Below are 22,148 nucleotides of genomic sequence, written 5' to 3'. Positions count from 1 at the left end.
GATAACTATCTAAATTATATAAAAAAGGTGTGGTGTTAAAGCCGCACCTTTTTTATTTGTATCCTCTTAAAAGCCCCCATTATTGAACATATACGATACACCACAAAAAAACACACTTTCACAACAATATTTATTGTTGCATCCTAAATTGCATTAAGTTTATACCAGATTAAAATCCCAAGTTTATGTCTCAGAAAATAAAAAGCCTACTGTATTTTGTTTGTTTCATGGCATCGGTTGCTATGTATCATGGTTTAGAACCACAATTGGAACAGAATTCTACTGCCGTTGAATCGGTAAAAATTAATAAGGTTGACAACAATGGATTGGATTCCGATAAAGTTGCCAGCTTGGATATTATGGAATAATTATCAATAGAAACTACGAATCCTACTTATAAGTTTAAATCAGGTATATCCCTACATATACCTGATTTTTTTTGTCCTAGATTTTTATCAAATACCCAACTAACACATCCTCACTTCGTTTTAGAATGAGTTAAATGATTCCCAAATTCCGATCTCCTTTTAAACCAATTGCACCTTCAGCTATCCTATAGTGGTAACCTATAAAATACTACTACAGATGAAAAAGGTAATTCTATTAGGGCTTTTAATGATTGGCTTTATCGGCCTAGCCCAAAATGATAGGGGAGAAAACAGAAATCGAGGAAATTTAGAAGATCTGTCCCCAGAACAAATGGCCACTTTACAGACCAAGCGCATGACCTTGGCCTTGGATCTAAACGAGGCCCAACAAAAACAGCTTCAGAAAATCAATTTGGACCAAGCGACAAGTCGCAAGGAAAAAATGGACGAGATGAAAGAAAAAAGAGAGAGTGGGGAAATGACCAAACCTTCTTCCGAAGAGCGTTATGCCATGCAAACCTCAAAAATGGACAAGCAAATAGCGCATAAGGCACAAATGAAACAGCTATTGTCCAAAGAGCAGTATGAAAAATGGGAGAAAATGGACCGAAGAAAAGGGCATCATAAAAGCCAAAGGGAACATCGCTCCAAAGAACACCATAGAACAAAAAATTGATCTGCATCCAATTTTAAGGGCAGCTAATGTGTTGACTACAAAAAAGCCCCATCCTCAAATAAAGGATGGGGCTTTTTATTTTGTATATACCTTTTACTGCAATTGGGGAATGATTGTTTCCAACGCTGTAATGGTGGCATCCAAATCTTCGTAAGTCAAGGCATCATTCAGGAAATAACTTTCAAACGCGCTTGGCGGCAAGTAGATTCCTTGGGAAAGCATTCCATGAAAATACTTCTTAAATGTTTCATTATCCCCTTTGGCCGAGGAAGCAAAATCAACCACGGGCTTATCCGTAAAATGTAATGAAATCATAGATCCAAACCTGTTGATCTGATAAGGTATTCCCTTCCCTTTCAGAACCCTTTCAAAACCTTTGTGTAGGTATGCGGTCTTATCTGCTAGGCTGCGGAATATTTCCGGATTATTGTTCAATTCGGTCAACATGGCCAGCCCTGCACTCATCGCCAAAGGATTTCCACTTAGGGTACCTGCTTGGTATACGGGTCCGACTGGAGCCAAATAATCCATTATTTCGTTTCGAGAGGCAAAAGCACCTACCGGTAATCCTCCTCCAATCACTTTTCCAAAGGTTACAATATCGGCATCGATACCCAATACCTGCTGGGCACCACCTCTTCCCAAACGGAATCCGGTCATCACTTCATCAAAAATCAAAAGGATCCCTTCTTTGGTACAAAGTTCCCTAAGGCCTTTCATAAAATCTTCATCAGGGATGATGCAACCCATATTTCCTGCAACAGGTTCAATGATTACAGCTGCAATCTCTCTTCTATTGGCATCCGTCAGTGCCTTCACACTGGAAAGATCATTGTAGGTTGCCAAGAGGGTATCCTTAGCTGTTCCTTGGGTTACACCTGGACTATTTGGGCTTCCAAAGGTAACCGCGCCACTTCCTGCCTGAATAAGAAATGAATCGGAATGTCCATGATAGCATCCAGCAAATTTTATGATCTTATCTTTTCCCGTATAGCCCCTTGCCAAACGTACGGCACTCATACAGGCTTCGGTACCACTGTTCACAAATCTTATCTTATCGATATTTGGAACCATGGACACTGCTAATTTCGCCAAGTCCGTTTCAATCTCCGTAGGCATGCCAAAGGAAGTACCTTTCTTGGCCTTTTCTATGACTGCATTTACAACAGGTTCATGGGCATGACCTAGGATCATAGGGCCCCATGAGGCAATAAAATCTATCAATTTATTTCCGTCCTCGTCGTAGAGATAGGCACCTTTTGCCTCCTTTACGAAGATAGGGTCACCTCCTACTGCCTTAAAAGCCCTTACCGGAGAATTTACGCCACCTGGAATATATTTTTGGGCCTCATCGAACAAGGCACTACTTCTTTTGTACAACATGCTTATTTTTTAATTTTTTCGGATTTAACAATCACTTCCTGACCGATGGCCAGATTGCTGTTGTTCATTTTATTCAATTTCATTAAGTCGTTCACAGAAACAAAATACTTGCGCGAAATGGAGTACAAGGTATCCCCTTTGGTCACCACATGCACTTTATAGTCGTAGTCTTTAGATTCTTTTTTGACCACATAGCCTTCATTGGCCACATCCTTGTCATATTTGTAAAGTTCGTATTGCTCAATGAAGGAAATCAATTTTTGGGGGTACCGCTTATCCGTTGCATAACCTGCATCGCTAAGGCCCTGGGCCCATCCCTTGTAATCGTCAGAATCCAATTCGAACAAGGAGGCATATCTGGCCCTAGAAGACAAGAATTCACTATGGTCCCTAAAGGAATACATGGGGTGGTTGTATTTCCTGAAACACTCTCCCTTTTCATCATCGTCATGGTAATCATAATCGCCACTCCAATTGGTATGACATTTTATCCCAAAATGATTATTGGTCCTCATGGTAAGGGCACCTCTTCCGCCACCGCTTTCCAAAATTCCCTGGGCCAGGGTAATACTTGCTGGAATGCCATAGGCTTTCATTTCAAATTTTGCTATCTCGGCAAAAGTTTGAATATATTCTTGTGTGGAGGCAATTGGAAACTTCACAAATTTTCCTTCATCCTCTGGTAAAGGATACCCATCAGAATCCACCTTGTTTTGGGTGTTGGAGTCTGTTCTGTTTACTGTAGTCTGATGGACCCTTCTATCCCTGTTGGATTTGGACGCCCTCTTTTTGGCACCACAGCTCGTTAAAAAAATGGCTAGCATTATTAATAACCCTAATCGTTGTATCATAGTTCAATCAATGGTAAATTTTTCTTTTTCAAAACAATGTTCATGCCTGCTATTCCTTGCAACCCTCCTGAATGGATCGCCAAAATTTTGGTATTGGGCTCAAAATAATCCTTGCGGACCAGATCCAAAATTCCAAATAGCATTTTTCCTGTATATACCGGATCCAAAGGGATGGTGGTTTTCGATTTAAAGTCGTTTATAAAATCTATCAACTCTTTGGTCACCTTCCCGTATCCACCAAAGTGATACTGGGTATTCAGGTCCCAGTTTTCCCTTTGGGCAAATTTACAAATATCTTTTTGCAAAAAATCACCTTTTAATGCGGGGAAACCTAATACTTTTTGATGTATCCTTGATGAATTGATCAAACCTGCAATGGTACCCCCGGTACCCACACATACGCACATGACATCAAATACTGAATCCTCTTCGGTCAATATTTCCTCACAGCCCTTCACCGCCAAGGCATTTGCCCCACCCTCGGGAATGATATAAAATGACTCGAATTCCTGCCTTAACTGCTCCAAAAATTCTGGGCTTTCTTTGGAACGGTAGGCCTCTCGGGAAACGAATTTAAATTGCATCCCCTGCTCTTTGGCCCAAGCCAGGGTAGGATTATCTTGCCAATGGTCCACAAGTTCCTCCCCTCGTATGATGCCGATGGTTTTTAGTCCATGCTCTTTCCCGGCATAGGCGGTTGCAGCAATATGGTTGGAAAAGGCGCCACCAAAGGTCAAAAGGGCATCATACCCAAAACGCTTGGTCTCTGATAGATTATATGTAAGTTTCCTGAATTTATTACCAGAAATAAAGGGGTGGATCAGGTCTTCCCGCTTAACAGATAGGGTGACCTTTTTCTCATTTAAAATGGGCAATTCAATCCGTTGATTATAAACCTTCACACTTATGCTTTTCTACCGCCAAAGATATTTAATAAAGCGAAACGGTCTTCTGTTCTTGTAGTAATCTAGATTTTTTTCGTTTTCATAAGCCTCCCTTTCAAAACTAATATTTTTATAGGCCTTATAGGTATCTAAATAGATCATGGACCTAATTACCCATTCCAATGTGTATAATACATAAAATGGGACCACTAAAAGTTCTTGTTGCTGCTTTAGGTGTATCCTTTCATGGCTCATCAAAACCGCATCTTGTCTCAAAGCCGAATTTTTCAAGATGATGAAGGGCCAGACACATAGACCTACATAATTCTTGTGAAAAATATATTTAAATACAATGACCATTACCTTGGATTACATTAATGCGTTAATAGAAATATACTAAATATCGGTTTTATTAACAACAGAAGAATAAACAACCTTAGTATACCAAAGGGTCATCTCCACATGGTTAAAAATTCTTAAATGCTTCCCTGTTCATAGGAAATGAAGTAATTTTACAGGGATGAAGAAAATTATTCCTTTGGAAGAGGGCGACTTTTATCTTTCCCCTGAAGGGTATAAGGTATTTACCGAAAAATACCATTTAAAAAGGGGATATTGCTGTGAAAGCGGCTGTAGACATTGCCCCTATGGATATGACAAGAAGACAAATAGCAGATAGGTACAGTATATATTCGGCATGATTTTTGAGGCAATTTAATCAGAAAACAAGCTATGTTAACTAAAAAAAACGCTATGAAAAAACTCGCATATTTAATTGCACCGTTACTAATACTCCTTTTTATGGGCTCTTGTACATCGGTAAGGGTACTATCGGATTACGATAAAGAGGCAAATTTCAATACCTTTAAATCATATGCCTTCTATAAAACCGGCATTGACAAGGCACAAATTTCAGATTTAGATAAGAAACGAATTTTGAAGGCCATTGAAGTCGAAATGGCTAACAAAGGTTTTGTGAAATCCAACGACCCTGATATATTGATCAGCATTTTCACCAAAGAGCGCGAACAGGTAGATGTTTATAACAACTACTGGGGAGGCGGATTTGGATGGGGATGGAGTCCCTACTACTGGGGATGGGGCCCAGGATTTGGCTGGGGCCCAGGATTTGGCTGGGGAGGCGGCAATAATGTAAGCACCCGGACAGAAGGTTCCCTCTATATTGATATGATAGATGCCAGGAACAAGGAACTGGTATGGCAGGGCAGAGGAGTTGGTACTTTAAACAATACCAGAAACATAGAAAAGAAGGAGGAACGAATCAGAGAATTTGTTTCAGAAATCCTAAAGGCCTATCCCCCGATGATGGCCTCCAAATAAACAAAATCCAATATTTAGAAACCGTCCCAAGAGGGCGGTTTTTTATTTTCCAGGGGTATTTTCAAAGCAATCAATCGCATCATTTTTCGTATCTTTATACCATTAAAAATAGACCGATGTCCTATAAGAGCAATCATATATTAGAAAAGCTGCCGAAGCACCTTAAGCAGTACATAAAACCTCAGAACTATGACGACTATACCTCGATCAATCAGGCTGTATGGCGCTATGTTATGCGAAAGAACGTGGACTACCTAAGTAGGGTTGCCCACAAAAGTTATATGGACGGACTTAAAAAAACAGGTATTTCCATAGATCACATTCCCAATATGTACGGCATGAACCGTATTCTAAAGGAAATAGGATGGGCGGCAGTTGCCGTTGACGGTTTTATCCCACCCTCGGCATTTATGGAATTTCAAGCTTATAATGTCTTGGTAATTGCATCGGATATCCGACAATTGAACCATATAGAATACACCCCGGCACCGGACATTATCCACGAAGGCGCAGGGCACGCACCTATCATTGCCAATCCTGAGTATGCAGAATACCTAAGGCGTTTCGGGGAAATCGGATGCAAGGCACTTTCCAGCGCCAAGGATTATGAACTCTATGAGGCGGTGCGACATTTATCTATCATCAAAGAAGCTTCGGACACGCCACAGGAGGAAGTGGACAAAGCAGAAAAATTGATAGAGGACCTGCAGCAAAACATGGGAGAACCCAGTGAGATGGCCCTGATCAGGAACCTACATTGGTGGACCGTAGAATACGGCCTGATAGGGACCGTCGAGCAACCTAAAATATATGGAGCTGGACTCCTATCTTCCATTGGTGAAAGTGCATGGTGCATGACGGATGAAGTGAAAAAGATCCCATATTCCTCTGAGGCCGCACACACCTCTTTTGATATTACCAAACCCCAGCCACAACTATTTGTGACTCCAGATTTTGCATTTTTAAGTCAGGTTTTGGAAGAATTTGCAAATACAATGGCCTTGCGCACGGGAGGTTTGAAGGGAATTACAAAACTCATCCACTCCAACGCATTGGGCACAGCAGAACTAAGTACAGGACTTCAAATATCCGGTGTCTTTGATCGTGTGATCCAATTTGACAATAAGCCTGCCTATATAACAACTAAAGGCAAGACCGCCCTTTCTTATCGAGAAAGGGAATTGGTAGGACACAGCACCAAACATCATGCAGAAGGATTTGGTTCTCCCATTGGCATGCTAAAAGGCATTAATCTGGCTATTGAGGATATGAGCCCTCGGGATTTAAAGGCCTACCATATCTATGAAGGGGAAACTGTTTCCTTAGAGTTTGAAAGTGGTGTTAAAGTTACAGGCGACATTGTAACGGGCACAAGGAACCTTAGAGGGGAAATCATCCTTATAACCTTTGAAAACTGTACGGTAACCTACGAGGATGAGACCTTGTACCAACCAGATTGGGGCTTGTACCATATGGCGGTAGGAGAAAAAGTAATCTCTGCCTTTAACGGGCCAGCGGATCTCAACAGTTTTGATTTGGTATCCCATAAGCTTACGGAAACTACCATAAAGGCCAAAAAGACCAAAGAGACCACCCAGCTGGAATTGCTTTACCAACAAATCAGGGATTTTAGGGAAGGAACAAATACAACAATCTCCAGAAACAAGGTTTTTCAAGAAGTCAAGGTCAACTATCCACAAGACTGGTTACTATCCGTAGAACTCTATGAATTGGCTGTCAGCAATGGGGATGAAGAATTTGCTGCCGAAATTGTAAAACATCTTGAAAAGGTCAAGCAAGAAAATCCAAAACTGGGTCACTTAATCGATGATGGCCTAGAATTGGTTGCAAAGCATTTGATGGTTTAAAAGGGCGTTAGTTACATGATAGAGGGATAAATAAAAAAACAGTGCCTAGAGAATTGTATTATACCATTTTAAAAATGCACAGGGGCGTTATTTAATAGAATTTAAAGAAAATATACTCACCTATATTATTGCAACTCCAAGGCTTCTAAACTCTCAATTGGTGTTTCCTGATACTGCAACGTCCATCCCAGGGAATTGGTTAAAATATAGAACTTGGAAAGCTCACTCATCAATCGGTTTTGGGCATTTTTACGTAAGGAGGAGGCTGCAATCTTTTTTTGTAGCGATGCTGCAACATTCTTCTTGATCTTATTGTAATCATCTGCCCCAAATTGAGAAAAATAATCCGCCGAAACGTCGTAATATTCAAAATCTGGATTTATTTTAATTTCCGGTTCTGGAATGTTAAGTATGTGTAAAATTTTGTGTTCTTCATCAAGCTTAAAGACAATCTTTTCCAGATCATAGACCACACTTACATCGGCATTTACTACCACCAAGGCTTTTTTAGAAGCGGTAAACAGACTCCCAAACACCAACTTAGAATCGCGGTAATTATATACTTGAGCAAAATGACCTTCGGTAACAATTAGCTTGGATACATTCTGTATTTGTTGCTGAATAAGCATGGAATTTTCCTGTAGTATACTATTTTGTTCTTTGCTATCTGAACAGGATTTATAGACCAATAATACCACCAATGAAATTATAATACCGACAAGGATTCTCTTCATAATTAAAAGCTCATAAATGGATATTCATTTTGAAGATACACAATTTTTACTTCTAATGCCTTTACAAATTTCTGATGGCTATCAGATTCAAAATTAAAAGGTCTATGTTGCAATCCTCTTTGAATTACAGCCACCTTCTCCATAGTCGGCCTAGCCTCTTCTGCAATCCAAACCAATGAAAACCGCTCCCAAATATAAGCTATGGCCAGCTCATTGGGGTGTACCATATCCTCCGCATAAAAACGATAATCGCGCAGCTCGTCCATCATTATCTCGTAAGATGGAAAATAAGATATAGACCCTTTCTTTAGCACCTTGTGAATAGCCGCAATGAGGTGTGCCTTACTTTGTTGGTTCTCCACAAAACCATCTTTCAAATGTCGTACCGGGGAGACCGTAAACACAAGTTGTACCTCTGGATTACTAGACCGTACCAATTTGATGATTCGTTCAAGACTTGAGGCAACCTCATCCAATGAAAGTAGCTCTTTGGTAAATTGTTTTTGGGGGACTTTATGACAATTGGCCACGACTGCACCAGATGTATTGTTCCGGTATACCCAGGCTGTCCCGAGGGTAATCAAAATATGGGATGCCCCTTTAATTTGTTCACGGGTCTGTTGCAACCCATTGTTCAATTTATCTAATAACGTTGCTTCTGAGGAGCTACTCAATCCAGAATGTCCATCAAAACAGTGCCATTGTTCATTCAGAAAGAAGATGTCGGCTTTGGTATATTCCTTTTCTGCCATCGCCCTAGAAATCAAATTTTCAATGGCCAATGGATGGAACAATATCCCAAAAGGGTTGAGCACAGAACGATACTTGTAGTACTGCAACTTCTTTCCTATGTGCTCAGCGAAGCAAGATCCCAGAGTCAATATTGTACTATCATAGCCAAGTGGCTTTTTCGCTGCATCAAGGGGCACTTGTGTTTGAAGTTTCATGGTATCTATTATTTAGCAAAACACCCAAGAGATATTAAAAATCAATTGGGTGCTTCCTTAGACTTGTTTTCGTTCTCGATTCTGCTCGAACCGACAATTTCCTATTGCAAATATTCTTTTGCCTTTTCCAATGCCTCGGGAATCCCAGCCGGGCTTTTACCTCCCGCCGTTGCAAAGAAAGGTTGTCCCCCTCCTCCACCTTGGATAAATTTACCCAATTCTCGAACAATGGTTCCTGCATTCAATTTCTTTGAGGCAACCAACTCTTTGGAGATATAACAAGACAACAATGCTTTCCCATCCTGCTCCGTAGCGAACAATAAAAACAGATTTGTTTTATTGGCTCCCATTTCAAAGGAAAGGTCCTTGATACTCGCTGCGTCCAAATCTACCTTCTTGGTCAAAAATTGAATCCCATTAACTTCGGATAATTCGTTCAACAAATCCCCTTTTACATTTTTCGCTTTGTCTTTCAATAAAGCTTCCACCTGCTTCTTAAGGGCGTTGTTTTCCTCCTGTAAGGTTTCTACTGCCTTTTTTGGATCCGGGGCATTGTTCAACAAATCCTTGATTTCATGCAAGGTCCTGTTGTTTTCAAAATAAAAATCCTTGACCGCATCGGACGTTATGGCTTCTATCCTTCTGATCCCAGATGCCACTGCTCCTTCTGATCTTATTTTAAAATGCCATATATCCGCGGTATTCTTTACGTGGGTTCCCCCGCAAAGTTCTATAGATTTCCCGAAGCGTACGGTACGCACGGCATCACCGTATTTCTCACCAAAAAGGGCCATAGCTCCTTGTTTCAAGGCCTCTTCCATAGGCACACTTCTGTGTTCTTCCAGAGGAATACGTCCATCGATCCTAGCATTTACAAAATCCTCAACATCCCTTAACTCATCACTCGTAACCTTTGCGAAATGAGAGAAATCGAAACGTAAATATTTTGAATGTACGGCAGAGCCTTTTTGTTCAACATGGGAGCCCAAAACCTCTCTAAGAGCTTGGTGCAACAGGTGTGTTGCGGTATGGTTGGCAGCAGTGCGCTGTCTTTGGTTTTGGTCTACGACTGCCTTGAATATCTCTGTAACATCATCGGGGAGGTTCTTGCTGAAATGCAATATTTCATTGTTCTCTTTCTTTGTATCCAGAATGTAGATCACATTTCCATTGGAAGTCTCCAAATAACCCTTGTCGCCCACTTGTCCTCCACCTTCTGGATAGAACGGGGTCATATTAAATACCAATTGATATTGTTCCCCTTCCTTTTTGGAAGTTACCTTTCTATACTTCACCAACTTCACATTAGCCTCTAACCTATCATACCCCACAAATTCCTGTTCCGGATCATTCATTAAAATGGTCCAATCCTCTTTGGATACTTCGGATGCGGAACGGGAACGGGATTTTTGTTCCTGCATAGCGACCTCAAATCCTTTTTCATCCAATTGAAATCCTCTTTCCCCAAGGATAAGAGAAGTAAGGTCTATTGGGAAGCCATATGTATCATAAAGCTCAAATGCCTTTCTCCCATCAATCAGTTTTCCTTTTGCATTTGCCAAAACACTATCCAAAAGCACCAAGCCCTGATCCAATGTCTTTAAAAACGAATGCTCCTCTTCTTTGACCACGTTCTCAATCAACTGGTGCTGTTCCTTCAACTCTGGAAACGCTTGCCCCATAGTGCGACTAAGAACCTGTACCAACCTGTACATAAATGGTTCTTTGGTATCTAAAAATGTAAATCCATATCTAATTGCCCTTCTAAGTATCCTACGGATCACATAACCAGCACCGGTATTACTTGGCAATTGTCCATCGGCAATGGAAAAAGATACGGCACGGATATGATCGGCAATCACTCTAATAGCTATATCTGTCTCTTCATCTTTACCGTATTCGGAATTTGTAATGGTCTCTATCTCCCTAATTATTGGAGTAAATACATCCGTATCGTAGTTAGATTTCACCCCTTGCAACACCATACAAAGTCGCTCAAAGCCCATGCCGGTATCTACATGTTTTGCTGGAAGGGACTCCAGACTGCCATCGGCCTTTCTGTTGTATTGCATAAATACAAGGTTCCAGATTTCCACAACTTGAGGATGGTCCTGATTTACCAAAGATGCACCAGAAACTTTGGCCTTTTCTTCTTTGGAACGGATATCAACGTGTATTTCGGAGCAGGGTCCGCAAGGCCCCTGATCTCCCATTTCCCAAAAGTTATCCTTTTTATTGCCATAAATAATACGGTCCTCAGGGACTATGGCCTTCCATAGCTCCAAAGCTTCTGTATCCATCCCCAAGTTATCCGCATCTTTGCTTCCTTCAAAAACAGAAACGTACAAGCTCTCCTTATCAATTTTATAGACCTCTGTTAGTAACTCCCAAGCCCAGGAGATCGCCTCTTTTTTAAAGTAGTCTCCAAAACTCCAATTCCCCAGCATCTCAAACATGGTATGGTGGTAGGTATCCTTCCCTACTTCTTCCAGATCATTATGCTTTCCACTCACCCTAAGGCATTTTTGGGTATCCGTTGCCCTTTTGGATTTGGGCACACTGTTCCCTAAGAAGAATTCCTTAAACTGGTTCATTCCCGCATTGGTGAACATCAGGGTTGGATCATCCTTAATGACCATAGGGGCCGAGGGCACGATCTTGTGTGATTTTTCTTTAAAAAATTCTAAAAACGTATTTCTTGCTTCTTGGGATTTCATGTAAAATGGTAAGCTTTTTATAAAATTAGCTGTTTGTGCCAAACAATTTTTATATTTGTTTGTTGCGATAATTGCGAGCACAAAAATAGGATAATTTCCATTTATGTCGAAAGTAAAATATTTTTACGACCCGGACACTCTTTCGTATCGAAAGATAGAGCCCAAGAAATCTAGAAAATATAGGAACTTAACGTTTTTTCTATTGGGTTCGGCCATCTTTGGTTTACTGGGACTTATCGTTATTCTAAACACCAATATTTTAAATACTCCAAGGGAACTTTCCTTACAGCGCGAAGTAAAAAATTACGAGCTTCAATTTGAGCTGTTGGGAAAAAAAATGGAACAAATGGAACAGGTCCTTGCCAATATAGAGGACAGGGACAATAATATCTACCGTTTATATTTCGAAGCCAATCCCATTCCTGAAGAGCAGCGAAGAGCAGGATTTGGTGGAGTCAATAGATACAAATCTTTAGAAGGCTTCAATAACTCCGAAATGATTATTGGGGCTACCAAACGAATGGACATCATCCAAAAACAGATGGTGATACAGTCGAAATCTTTGGACGAGATTACAAAATTAGCAGCAGAAAAAGAAAAACTATTGGCAGCCATCCCTGCGATACAGCCAATTTCCAATGATAAGCTTACCCGCATGGCCTCCGGTTACGGCTGGCGTTCGGATCCTTTTACCAAAGCACGAAAAATGCATTGGGGCATGGATTTCACCTCCCCAAAAGGCACACCCATCTATGCCTCCGGCGATGGGAAGGTTACCAGGGCCGATAATAATTCTTCGGGATATGGAAAGCACATTCGCATAGATCATGGGTATGGATATGTAAGCCTTTACGGACATTTGAGCAATTACAATGTGAAGTCCGGTCAACGGGTTAAAAGAGGCGACCTCATCGGTTTTGTAGGAAGCACAGGTCGTTCTGAAGCTCCCCATTTACATTATGAAGTATGGAAAGATGGAGATCGTATCAACCCTATAAATTTCTATTATGGAAGTTTAACGGCGGAAGAGTTTGAGAACATGCTGAAATACGCCACACAAGAAAACCAATCTCTGGATTAACATGCATATAGAACTTCCTGAAAAAAGGTATTATGGTATTGGGGAAGTCGCCAAAGCCTTTGGCGTGAACACTTCACTCATCCGTTTCTGGGAGAAGGAATTTGATGTGCTCCAGCCTAAAAAAAATGCCAAGGGCAATAGAAAATTCACCCCACAGGACATAAAAAATTTGCAATTGATCTTTCATTTGGTAAAAGAACGCGGCTTTACCCTAGAGGGCGCAAAAACCCATTTGAAGGAAGAAAAGCAGAAGACCCTTTCTACTTTTGATATTATTTCCAAATTAGAGGGGATCAAGGCCGAGCTAATAAAAATTAAAAACCAATTATAATTCTAACCATAAAAAATACGTATCCATGAAAAAGTGGCTTATTCCAGTAATCATTATTGTTGTTGTCATCTTCGGAGTTTACCGATGGGCTGTAGGCTTTAACAACACTGCCGTACAATACGAAGAGAATGCCAAGACCAAATGGTCCAATGTAGAAAGTGCATACCAACGTAGGAATGACCTGATTGGGAACCTTGTCAAGACAGTACAAGGTGCTGCCGACTTTGAACGAGGTACGTTAACAGATGTAATTGAAGCGAGGGCGAAAGCTACTTCTACCACAATTGACGCCAATAATCTTACTCCGGAGAAATTAGCGGCATTCCAGGAAGCACAGTCCGGTCTTTCCTCTGCGTTGTCAAGATTACTGGTAACCGTGGAAAGATATCCCGAACTAAAAGCCAACCAAAACTTTCTGGAACTACAAGCTCAGTTGGAAGGCACGGAAAACCGCATTAATGTAGAAAGGAACAGATTTAACGAAGAAGTCAATATCTACAACATCCACATCAAAAAATTTCCGAACTCCATGCTTGCAGGCATGTTCAATTTTGATCCTATGACCAGATACCAATCTGATCCGGGAGCAGAGAATGCCCCTGATGTGAATTTCGACTTTAATTAAAAACACCTATATGTCCAAAGTAGAAGATTTTTTGACCGCTGAAGAGGAGGCCGCAATAGTGCAGGCTATTGTGGAGGCCGAAAAAAATACTTCTGGGGAGATTAGGGTACATATTGAGGCCCATACCAACAATGACCATTTCGAGCGGGCCAAAGCAGTATTCCATTATTTAAAAATGGATAATACCAAAGAGGAGAATGGGGTACTCATCTATGTGGCCGTTGCCGATAAAAAGTTTGTCGTTTTAGGGGATAAAGGCATCAACAAAGTGGTGCCCACGGATTTCTGGGACACCACCAAAGAGGCCATTGAACTTCAATTTAAGCAACGGAACTTTAAACAAGGCCTCATAGACGGAGTTTTAAGAGCAGGTGAGGCATTGTCAAAACATTTTCCTTGGGATCATAACAATACTAACGAACTGAGCAATGAGGTATCTAAAAGTTAGTATTCTACTTTTATTTTTACTGGTATTTTCTGTAGCTTTTGGGCAGTATACCATTCCTGAAAAACCAAAACTAGAGACCAGCGTCTACGATTACATCAATTTACTGTCCAATACGGAAAAAACATCCTTGGAACAGAAACTGATCAAATATTCCGATAGCACATCAACCCAGATCGTGGTGGCCATCATCAATTCTACCGACGGGGAAAATATCAATTTTTTGGGTGCCCAATGGGGACAGGCCTGGGGCATAGGACAGGAGAACAAAGACAATGGTGTTTTAGTCCTGTTGGCAAAAGGGGATCGCAGGGTGGCCATTAATACGGGTTATGGGGTGGAAGGATCCTTGACCGATGCTATGACACGTAGGATTATTGAGACCGTTATTATCCCCGAATTTAAAAAGAACGATTATTATGCAGGTTTGGACAAAGGGGCAGATGTCATGTTCCAGGTCCTAACCGGAGAGTTTAAGGAAGACCGGACAAAAACGGAGAACCGTGGCTTCCCTTTAAGATCACTTTTACCCTTTATCATCTTTTTTATCATCATCATTATCCTATCCAACCGCAACAAAAGGGGTGGCGGAAAAAATGGTGGCAGACGGGGAGGTTTCGATATTTGGGATGCCATCATCCTCAGCAATATGGGACGTGGCGGTTTCGGCGGAGGGTCATCCTCAGGCGGGGGCGGCTTCGGAGGCGGTGGTGGTTTTGGCGGTGGCTTCGGCGGCGGTGGTTTTGGCGGCGGCGGTTCCTCTGGAGGTTGGTAGTTAGAAACACCCTCACCCGCAATACTATACATTATAGTAGCATTCCCTGTTTTTTTTAATCAACCCAAAACATACTGTTTTTATTGGCCTTTTTACCCCCAAACTGATCAAATTTGAAGGTAACGCTGAACATAAAATAACGTTGCAATACCGTACCCTGAAAATCTTGGATAAAATCTTGTCCCGTGGTCCTTCTGGTATTGATATTTTGGTTCAATAAATCGTAAGCCGACACCTTCAAGGTCACATTATTCTTTAACATTTGCACTCCCAAACTCATGTTCCAAAAAAGTGCATCCCTATCGAATCCCGGACCTACATTGCCATTGTAACTATAGTTAATATCATTACCCCAAACAATATTTTCTGGCCAGTAGGTAGTAGCTTTAAAGCCTACATTGTGGGAGATGAAATTCACATCTTCCACGCCGTCCAAATTGTATCGGGTATCATTAAAGGTAATGCCATATTCTGGCTCCAACTCCACCAGCTCTCTAAAATTAAAGGTGGCACTTACTCTAGGGCTGAGGGATAAGGCATATGCCTCTAGTCTGCTCCCATTGGTAAACCCAATGTTTTTATTGTAACCAAAATATGGTTTGATACTATATTTTAAGGTGTATGTACTGTCTTTTTTTATCTGTTTGGACAAGCTAAACCCTCCATTTAGATTGTAATTTCCATCGATATTATCATAGGTGGTTGTACGTAATAGATCTTCCGTGGTTGTGGTAATTGGGGACACTCTGCCCTTCTCTGTAAAAATGCCCAAATAGGCATACAATCCAGTACGTTCTTTCCAATTGTAATTATTGTAATTGATATAGGTCTGATTGGATACAGCAGGTGCTAGATTTTGATTTCCAACAACAATATTCAAAGGATCACTCACATTTGGAATTGGCTGCAATTGATTTACTGTAGGCGTGTTCAATCTAGAATTGGACCATAGGCTCAGACTCTTGTTCTCCCCAATCGCATAATTGGCGTTGGCCCTGAACAAGATGTTTTCGTATGTTTTTTCAAAGGCGGAATTTTGAATCACGTCAAAATTTTCAAGGGTGGTAATTTTATAATAGGCCGTTACCCCAAAACGAAATTTTTTATTATTTCTCTGAAGACCTAAACTAGGTGTCTGTTGTATATTGCTAAACTTAAAATCTGAACTCTGCAATTGGTTAAAATTGTCATACCCCAGTGTGGCAGGATCAAAATCGAACACAAACTTTGTGTTGTTCTGCTGAAAGTTTTCATATTCATAACCGAAATCCAAAAACAGATCTTTTACCAGCACCTGACGATAGGTAAGTTCGGCGCTGTAAGAATCATTCTTTGTGTTATTGTTGGTTTGTTGGTCCAAAATATCCTGACTTGCATCATCCCCAAAAGTGTTCCGAATGGAGTTAAAGTTACTTTCATTCCTATTTAATCTGTTGTCATTGGTAATGGAAAGACGAACGTACCTGCCCAGGGTATCCAATTTTTTAAACAAAGTCAGCTCGTTGGAAAACCTACTTTGATATCCATCATCACGGGTGAGGGAACTATTGCTGTTGATGGCATTACCATTCTCATCACTAGAGAGTGTTGTTCTTTCATTGACGGAATTTGTCCTACTTATATTTATACTGGGCTCCAATGATATCCGGAAGGTCTTATCAATATCAAACTCTAAATTGGCACTCCCTTGGTTGGAATTGGTATTTCCGTTGAAGTTGGTTTCTGAATCTGTAAAGAAACGTCCATCTGGCAAGATATTCTCCCTAGACGTCTTCTCATCATTAAAAGAATCACTATATGCAAAAAAGTAATTCCCATTCACCTCATATTTATCCTTTTGTTGGTTGGCATAACTGGCCCCTACATTGGAAGAAGTTGTAATACCCTGACCAAAACCAAAGGACATATCCCCAATTCTAAAGGCTCCCGAATTATTAAAGGTAACACCTCCACTTGAGTTGCCCACCATATCGTAAATCTCGTCAAAAGAAAAACCACTGTTGTTGATATTGTTGCTTCCTGCAATGACACTCATACGTTCCTGTCCGTTGAAATAATTGACAAGGCCATTCAACTGATACCTGTCGTCCGTACCATATCCTGCGGCCAACCTGCCCAAATATCCATTGTTCTTATCTTCCTTTATGGTCAGGTTGATGGTCTTGGTCTCGCCATCTCCAGCTTCGCCGGTAAATTCTTGGGTCTTTGTTTTGGTATCTGTAATTTGAATTTTATTGATGATTTCCTTGGGCAAACTTTTGGTGACCACTTTGGGGTCATTACTAAAGAACACTTGTCCGTTTACCAATACTTGGCTCACCTCTTTTCCGTTTACGGTTATTTTTCCATCACCGTCTACCTCTACCCCGGGCAACTTTTTTAGAACATCTTCCACAGTAGCATCTGGTCTAGTCTTAAAAGAGTCCGCATTAAACTCCAACGTATCCTTTTTTATAGTGATGGGCACCCTTTCTCCAGTCACTTGCACCCCTTTCAGTTCTTGCGCCTGTTCCTCCATTTCTATGACCCCAAGATCAAGGTAGGACTTTAGGGCAACCTTCCTTACAATTGACTTATAGCCATTATATGAAAAGTATAGGTGCACCTCTTTTAAAGCTGTTTTTCCCTCTAGGGCAAAAGATCCATTTTTTTCTGATATGGTATAAGTGATCAAGGTGCTGTCCTGAATGGATTCTGCATAAATCGTAGAAGCCTCCAGTGGTAGATTGGAGGGGGCATCCATTACAATTCCTTTTATAATGAACTCTTGGGACTGAACTTGAAACGATAAGAAAAGGGCAATAAAAAAGAGGCAAAGAACCTTAAGCATAGATTTATTTTTGATTGGTTGTGCGAAAGCACGTTTCGAAAATAATCTAACACCTTAAGACCTTTGCCCCTCTTAACAGATTTTTATGACTTTTTTATTTCTTTCTCATAAACACGGATATGGGCACTCCAGTAAAATCAAAATGCTCCCTTAGTTTGTTCTCCAGAAAGCGCTTATAAGGATCGCGCACATATTGCGGTAAATTGCAAAAGAATGCAAACTGCGGATATGGCGTTGGCAATTGTGTACAGAACTTAATCTTTACATATTTCCCTTTGTATGCCGGCGGCGGATTGTTTTCAATAATAGGCAACATGATATCATTGAATTTACGCGTCTGTATTTTCTTGCTTCTGTTCTGATATACCTCAACAGCAGTTTCTATAGCCTTATAGATACGTTGTTTTGTCAAGACTGAGATAAACAAAATGGGTACATCTGTAAAAGGCTCTATAGCCTGTTTGATTTTCTCCGTGTACCGTTTTATGGTATTGGTTTCTTTATCTTCTACCAAATCCCATTTGTTCACCAAGATGACAATACCTTTGTTATTGCGCTGCGCCAACCAAAAGATATTCTCTACTTGTCCATCAAAACCCCTTGTAGCATCCAATATTAAGATACATACATCAGAATGCTCTATGGCCCTAACGGAACGCATCACAGAATAAAATTCCAGATCCTCTTTCACTTTGGCCTTCCTACGGATTCCCGCAGTATCCACAAGGTTGAATTCAAATCCAAAACGGTTGTATTTGGTATCAATACTGTCCCTGGTGGTACCAGCGACATCGGTAACGATATATCTATCTTCCCCAATCAAGGCATTTATAAATGAAGATTTTCCTGCATTAGGTCTTCCTACCACAGCAAAACGTGGCAATTCACTTTCTTCAACTACCTCTTGTTCAGGTAATACTTCTATCAAGGCATCCAATAGTTCCCCAGTTCCACTCCCACTAATACTGGCAATGGTATAGTACTCTCCCAAGCCTAAAGAATAAAATTCCACGGCATCTTCGGCGCGCTTGCCATTGTCTACCTTGTTAATGGCCAATAACACGGGTTTGTTGTGGCGTCTCAACAGATTTGCCACATCTTCATCCATACCGGTTACACCAGCTTCCACATCCACCATAAAAATAATGGCATCGGCCTCATCAATGGCTAGCTCTACCTGCTTATCAATTTCCACTTCAAAAACATCGTCACTACCTAAAACATATCCCCCTGTATCAATAACCGTAAACTCACGTCCATTCCAATCACTCTTTCCGTAATGTCGGTCGCGCGTAACTCCGCTAACCGCATCTACGATCGCCTCTCTTCTCTGTATCAACCGATTAAAAAACGTCGATTTTCCTACATTAGGTCTCCCTACAATGGCTACAATTGCACTCATACTTCTTTAATTTGCTGCAAAAGTACTATTTATATCTGAAGTAAAATGCTATCTTTTATTACATAATCAATTGTACCAGTGAAAAGTCTATCGAATGAGGTCGTTTTAAGACCACGATTTCAACATCAATTAAATACCCCTAAAGAAGTTGTACTCGCCAGCTTCGAGAAAATAAAAAAACCTCCTTTTCTCGTAAAACGGATCGATGATCATCTTTTTATAAAGTTCCAACAAGATCTTCGTACTTTTTGGACTCCGGAACTTCACTTGGAACTCCATGATATGGATAACAATTCTTGCAGAATAAATGGTCTTTTTGGCCCTAGTCCCACTTTATGGACGTTCTTTATGTTCCTACACTTTGGAGTTGCCACCCTATTTATTGTCATTGGCATTTGGGCCTATTCCAATTGGACTCTGGACAAACCTATTGGATTGCAGACAGGGATGTTGGTGATTTTGGTAGTAGTCTGGGGTCTACTGTATGCCTTTGGTAGAAAAGGCAGAAAAAAAGGAGAGCCCCAAATGAAGGAGCTCTATTCTTTTATGTCGGAGGTAATTAACCTCTGATTATTGATTGTATCCAAACCGTTTCAATTGGTTGGGATTACTGCGCCAGTTTTTGTTCACTTTCACATACAGTTCCAGGTGTACCTGTTTGTCAAAGAATTTTTCAAGATCTTTTCGGGCCTCTACCCCTACCCTTTTTAAGGCAGATCCTTTATGGCCAATGATGATACCCTTTTGGGATTCTCGTTCAACCATAATTACCGAGCGCATTCTAATAATTTCTTCGTCTTCAAAAAATTCCTCTGTATCTATTTCCACAGAATAGGGAATCTCTTTTTTATAATGTTGTAATATTTTCTCGCGGATGGTCTCATTTACAAAGAAGCGTTCCGGCTTGTCCGTTAATTGATCCTTTGGATAATAAGGCGGTGACACGGGCAACAATTCCATAATCCTATGAAATACTTCTTTGACATTAAAATTCTGAAGGGCGGAGATGGGGTGTATCTCAGCTTCGGGCAATTGAGACTGCCAATACTGCACCTGCTCTTCCAATACACCTTGTTCGGATATATCGATCTTGTTCAATAACAATAGAACAGGAATCTTACTGTTTTTTATCTTTTCAAAAAAACCTTCATCTTTTAAGGCCTTCTCCCCTATTTCTACCATATAGATAAGAACATCTGCATCCTCAAATGCAGATTTCACAAAGCCCATCATGGAGGATTGCAACTCATAGGCGGGTTTAATTATTCCCGGAGTGTCCGATAAGATCATTTGAAAATCCTCTCCGTTCACAATCCCCAGTATCCTATGTCTAGTGGTCTGTGCCTTGGAGGTGATGATAGATAATTTCTCTCCTACAAATGCGTTCATCAAAGTGGATTTTCCCACATTGGGATTTCCTATGATATTTACAAACCCTGCCTTATGCTCTGCCATCTTTTACCTTTAAAAAATACGTTTTCATTGCTTGGTTTACCTTTGGTGCCAAATAGAGAACCGCAATCATATTGGGGATTACCATAAGGGCAAAAGATAAATCGATCAGATTTACCACTAGGTCTACCGAAGCTACTGCTGCAAAGGTAATACTTAAGATATAAATGTGGTTGTAATACTTGCCAATTTTGGCATTGGTCAAAAAGGAAAGACATTTGGTCCCGTAATAGGAATAGGTAAACAAAGTGGAAAGGGCAAAGGCCGCTACCACCACCATCAACAGAATATCCCCAACCCCATAGAGCGATTTTTCAAAGGCGATCAAGGTCATGGTTATGCCGTTGTTTTCCGCCTCCAAGTGGGCGCCACTTAAAAGGATCACCACTGCTGTAAGGGTACAGACCACAATAGTATCTATAAACGGACCTAACATGGCCACGAGTCCTTCCTGTATAGGTTCATTGGTCTTGGATTGCCCATGGTACATGGGTGCGTTCCCTACTCCCGATTCATTCGAAAATACTGCCCTACGGATCCCTATGATGATAAGCCCCCATAAACCACCCTGTACAGCAGTCTTAAAATTAAAGGCTTCTACGAATATCAATTTAAGGGACGGAAAAATTTGCCCCGCATTAATAATCATGATATAGATAACGGCAATCAAATAGACCAGTACCATAAAGGGTACTATTGCCGTGGCCACTTTAGCGATTTTTTTGAGTCCCCCAAAAATAACAAAGGAGGTAATGATGGATAGGACGATGCCTATCCCCAATTTCCAATTGAAATCGCCCAAGAGGGCAATATTTTCATTGGGCTGAATGACTCCCATAAGGGTTTGCGTAAATTGGTTCACCGTAAAGGCCGGGAGCACCCCGAAGAGTCCGGCTATACAAAAGAACACCGCCAAGGGTTTGGCCTTTATGCCCATTCCTTTAGTAATGTAATACATTGGGCCACCTTGAAGGTTTCCGTCACTATCATTTCCACGGAACATTATGGCAAGGCTACACGAATAAAATTTTATGCACATCCCCACCAATGCAGTCACCCAGATCCAAAAAACAACTCCGGGACCACCTAAATAAATAGCAATGGCCACCCCAGAAATATTCCCTAGGCCAACGGTTGCCGCAACGGCAGAAGAGAGTGCTTGAAGGTGACTTACCTCTCCCGGATCATCGGGATTATCATATTTCCCAGATGTAATTGCAATGGCATGTCTGAAATACCGATAGGGCAATAGTTTGGAATAAAAAACCAGGAACAAGCCTCCCCCAATAATAAGAAAGAGCATAACCCACTCTGTATAAGGTAAGACCGAGGCTAAGAAATCATTGATTACGTTCATAAAATTTGAAAAATTTCTAAGATATGTAATTAAATAGATGAAGCCCGAAAGTAACTAAAAAAGATTTATTGATTTATGTTT

General features: G+C 40.8%; 22 protein-coding genes. 11 read left to right on the top strand and 11 right to left on the bottom strand.

Features of this window, described 5'->3' with window-relative positions; genetic code table 11:
- Positions 1-185: 185 nt before the first annotated feature.
- On the top strand, positions 186-368 hold the full coding sequence (locus tag ABXZ32_RS14210; RefSeq protein WP_354619354.1) for a hypothetical protein: 183 nt from the start codon (positions 186-188) through the stop codon (positions 366-368).
- Between the two features lie 217 nt (positions 369-585).
- The gene (locus tag ABXZ32_RS14205) at positions 586-1,044 is read left to right on the top strand and encodes a DUF4890 domain-containing protein (protein ID WP_354619353.1); all 459 of its coding nucleotides are present in this window, start codon (positions 586-588) and stop codon (positions 1,042-1,044) included.
- Between the two features lie 93 nt (positions 1,045-1,137).
- Here the strand turns inward: ABXZ32_RS14205 and hemL are convergent, their stop codons facing one another.
- Genes hemL through ABXZ32_RS14185 form a run of 4 tightly spaced genes read right to left on the bottom strand, consistent with a single transcriptional unit; the run spans position 1,138 to position 4,522 of the window.
- Positions 1,138-2,427 (bottom strand): glutamate-1-semialdehyde 2,1-aminomutase, encoded by a 1,290-nt coding sequence (gene hemL, locus ABXZ32_RS14200; protein WP_354619352.1) that lies wholly within the window; start codon positions 2,425-2,427, stop codon positions 1,138-1,140.
- Positions 2,428-2,429: 2 nt separating this feature from the next.
- A complete protein-coding gene (locus ABXZ32_RS14195) occupies positions 2,430-3,251 on the bottom strand; it encodes a glucosaminidase domain-containing protein (protein WP_354619351.1) in 822 nt (273 codons plus the stop codon).
- A 23-nt stretch (positions 3,252-3,274) separates the two neighbouring features.
- Positions 3,275-4,180: a 1-aminocyclopropane-1-carboxylate deaminase/D-cysteine desulfhydrase gene (locus ABXZ32_RS14190; RefSeq protein WP_354619350.1), complete on the bottom strand. Its 906-nt coding sequence runs from the start codon at positions 4,178-4,180 to the stop codon at positions 3,275-3,277.
- Positions 4,181-4,192: 12 nt separating this feature from the next.
- Positions 4,193-4,522 carry a hypothetical protein gene (locus ABXZ32_RS14185; RefSeq protein WP_354619349.1) on the bottom strand — a complete coding sequence of 110 codons (330 nt, stop codon included), beginning with the start codon at positions 4,520-4,522 and terminating at the stop codon, positions 4,193-4,195.
- Between the two features lie 160 nt (positions 4,523-4,682).
- Between ABXZ32_RS14185 and ABXZ32_RS14180 the strand changes: the two genes are divergently transcribed.
- From ABXZ32_RS14180 to ABXZ32_RS14170, 3 genes are all read left to right on the top strand, one after another.
- Entirely contained in the window at positions 4,683-4,841 is a 159-nt protein-coding gene (locus ABXZ32_RS14180; RefSeq protein WP_354619348.1) for a DUF5522 domain-containing protein, read from the top strand.
- A 74-nt stretch (positions 4,842-4,915) separates the two neighbouring features.
- Positions 4,916-5,503: a DUF4136 domain-containing protein gene (locus tag ABXZ32_RS14175; RefSeq protein WP_354619347.1), complete on the top strand. Its 588-nt coding sequence runs from the start codon at positions 4,916-4,918 to the stop codon at positions 5,501-5,503.
- A gap of 116 nt (positions 5,504-5,619) precedes the next feature.
- The gene (locus ABXZ32_RS14170; protein WP_354619346.1) at positions 5,620-7,371 is read left to right on the top strand and encodes an aromatic amino acid hydroxylase; all 1,752 of its coding nucleotides are present in this window, start codon (positions 5,620-5,622) and stop codon (positions 7,369-7,371) included.
- Between the two features lie 125 nt (positions 7,372-7,496).
- On the opposite strand, the gene ABXZ32_RS14165 is transcribed toward ABXZ32_RS14170, so the two are convergent.
- The 3 genes from ABXZ32_RS14165 to alaS form a co-directional block, all read right to left on the bottom strand.
- The gene (locus ABXZ32_RS14165) at positions 7,497-8,105 is read right to left on the bottom strand and encodes a DUF4230 domain-containing protein (protein ID WP_354619345.1); all 609 of its coding nucleotides are present in this window, start codon (positions 8,103-8,105) and stop codon (positions 7,497-7,499) included.
- A 2-nt stretch (positions 8,106-8,107) separates the two neighbouring features.
- Positions 8,108-9,052, bottom strand: a complete 945-nt coding sequence (locus ABXZ32_RS14160; protein WP_354619344.1) for a GSCFA domain-containing protein — start codon at positions 9,050-9,052, stop codon at positions 8,108-8,110.
- Positions 9,053-9,153: 101 nt separating this feature from the next.
- Positions 9,154-11,769 carry an alanine--tRNA ligase gene (gene alaS, locus ABXZ32_RS14155; RefSeq protein ID WP_354619343.1) on the bottom strand — a complete coding sequence of 872 codons (2,616 nt, stop codon included), beginning with the start codon at positions 11,767-11,769 and terminating at the stop codon, positions 9,154-9,156.
- Positions 11,770-11,872: 103 nt separating this feature from the next.
- On the opposite strand from alaS, the gene ABXZ32_RS14150 reads away from it, so the two are divergent.
- From ABXZ32_RS14150 to ABXZ32_RS14130, 5 genes are read left to right on the top strand one after another with little or no spacing between them, the layout of a single operon-like run.
- The gene (locus tag ABXZ32_RS14150; RefSeq protein ID WP_354619342.1) at positions 11,873-12,850 is read left to right on the top strand and encodes a M23 family metallopeptidase; all 978 of its coding nucleotides are present in this window, start codon (positions 11,873-11,875) and stop codon (positions 12,848-12,850) included.
- 1 nt (position 12,851) lies between these two features.
- Complete coding sequence (locus tag ABXZ32_RS14145) at positions 12,852-13,181, top strand: MerR family transcriptional regulator (protein ID WP_062055927.1); 330 nt, start codon at positions 12,852-12,854, stop codon at positions 13,179-13,181.
- Between the two features lie 25 nt (positions 13,182-13,206).
- Entirely contained in the window at positions 13,207-13,806 is a 600-nt protein-coding gene (locus ABXZ32_RS14140; RefSeq protein WP_354619341.1) for a LemA family protein, read from the top strand.
- 10 nt (positions 13,807-13,816) lie between these two features.
- Positions 13,817-14,254 carry a TPM domain-containing protein gene (locus ABXZ32_RS14135; RefSeq protein WP_354619340.1) on the top strand — a complete coding sequence of 146 codons (438 nt, stop codon included), beginning with the start codon at positions 13,817-13,819 and terminating at the stop codon, positions 14,252-14,254.
- Entirely contained in the window at positions 14,235-15,026 is a 792-nt protein-coding gene (locus tag ABXZ32_RS14130) for a TPM domain-containing protein (RefSeq protein WP_354619339.1), read from the top strand. The genes ABXZ32_RS14135 and ABXZ32_RS14130 overlap by 20 nt, the downstream gene beginning before the upstream one ends.
- A 55-nt stretch (positions 15,027-15,081) precedes the next feature.
- Here ABXZ32_RS14130 and ABXZ32_RS14125 read toward each other — a convergent pair whose 3' ends face one another.
- Together ABXZ32_RS14125 and der are read right to left on the bottom strand one after the other, a co-directional pair.
- The gene (locus ABXZ32_RS14125; RefSeq protein WP_354619338.1) at positions 15,082-17,856 is read right to left on the bottom strand and encodes an outer membrane beta-barrel protein; all 2,775 of its coding nucleotides are present in this window, start codon (positions 17,854-17,856) and stop codon (positions 15,082-15,084) included.
- 94 nt (positions 17,857-17,950) lie between these two features.
- Positions 17,951-19,258 (bottom strand): ribosome biogenesis GTPase Der, encoded by a 1,308-nt coding sequence (gene der, locus ABXZ32_RS14120; protein WP_354619337.1) that lies wholly within the window; start codon positions 19,256-19,258, stop codon positions 17,951-17,953.
- A 78-nt stretch (positions 19,259-19,336) separates the two neighbouring features.
- Between der and ABXZ32_RS14115 the strand changes: the two genes are divergently transcribed.
- Positions 19,337-19,828: a GTP-binding protein gene (locus tag ABXZ32_RS14115; protein ID WP_354619336.1), complete on the top strand. Its 492-nt coding sequence runs from the start codon at positions 19,337-19,339 to the stop codon at positions 19,826-19,828.
- On the opposite strand, the gene era is transcribed toward ABXZ32_RS14115, so the two are convergent.
- Entirely contained in the window at positions 19,829-20,713 is an 885-nt protein-coding gene (era, locus tag ABXZ32_RS14110) for a GTPase Era (RefSeq protein WP_354619335.1), read from the bottom strand. It abuts the gene before it with no gap.
- On the bottom strand, positions 20,700-22,067 hold the full coding sequence (locus ABXZ32_RS14105; protein ID WP_354619334.1) for an alanine/glycine:cation symporter family protein: 1,368 nt from the start codon (positions 22,065-22,067) through the stop codon (positions 20,700-20,702). Before ABXZ32_RS14105 ends, era begins: the two co-directional genes overlap by 14 nt.
- Between the last annotated feature and the right edge of the window lie 81 nt (positions 22,068-22,148).

It is taken from the genome of Sediminicola luteus (genome assembly GCF_040566555.1).
GTDB lineage: Bacteria > Bacteroidota > Bacteroidia > Flavobacteriales > Flavobacteriaceae > Sediminicola.
This window is presented reverse-complemented; position numbering and strand designations above follow the sequence as displayed.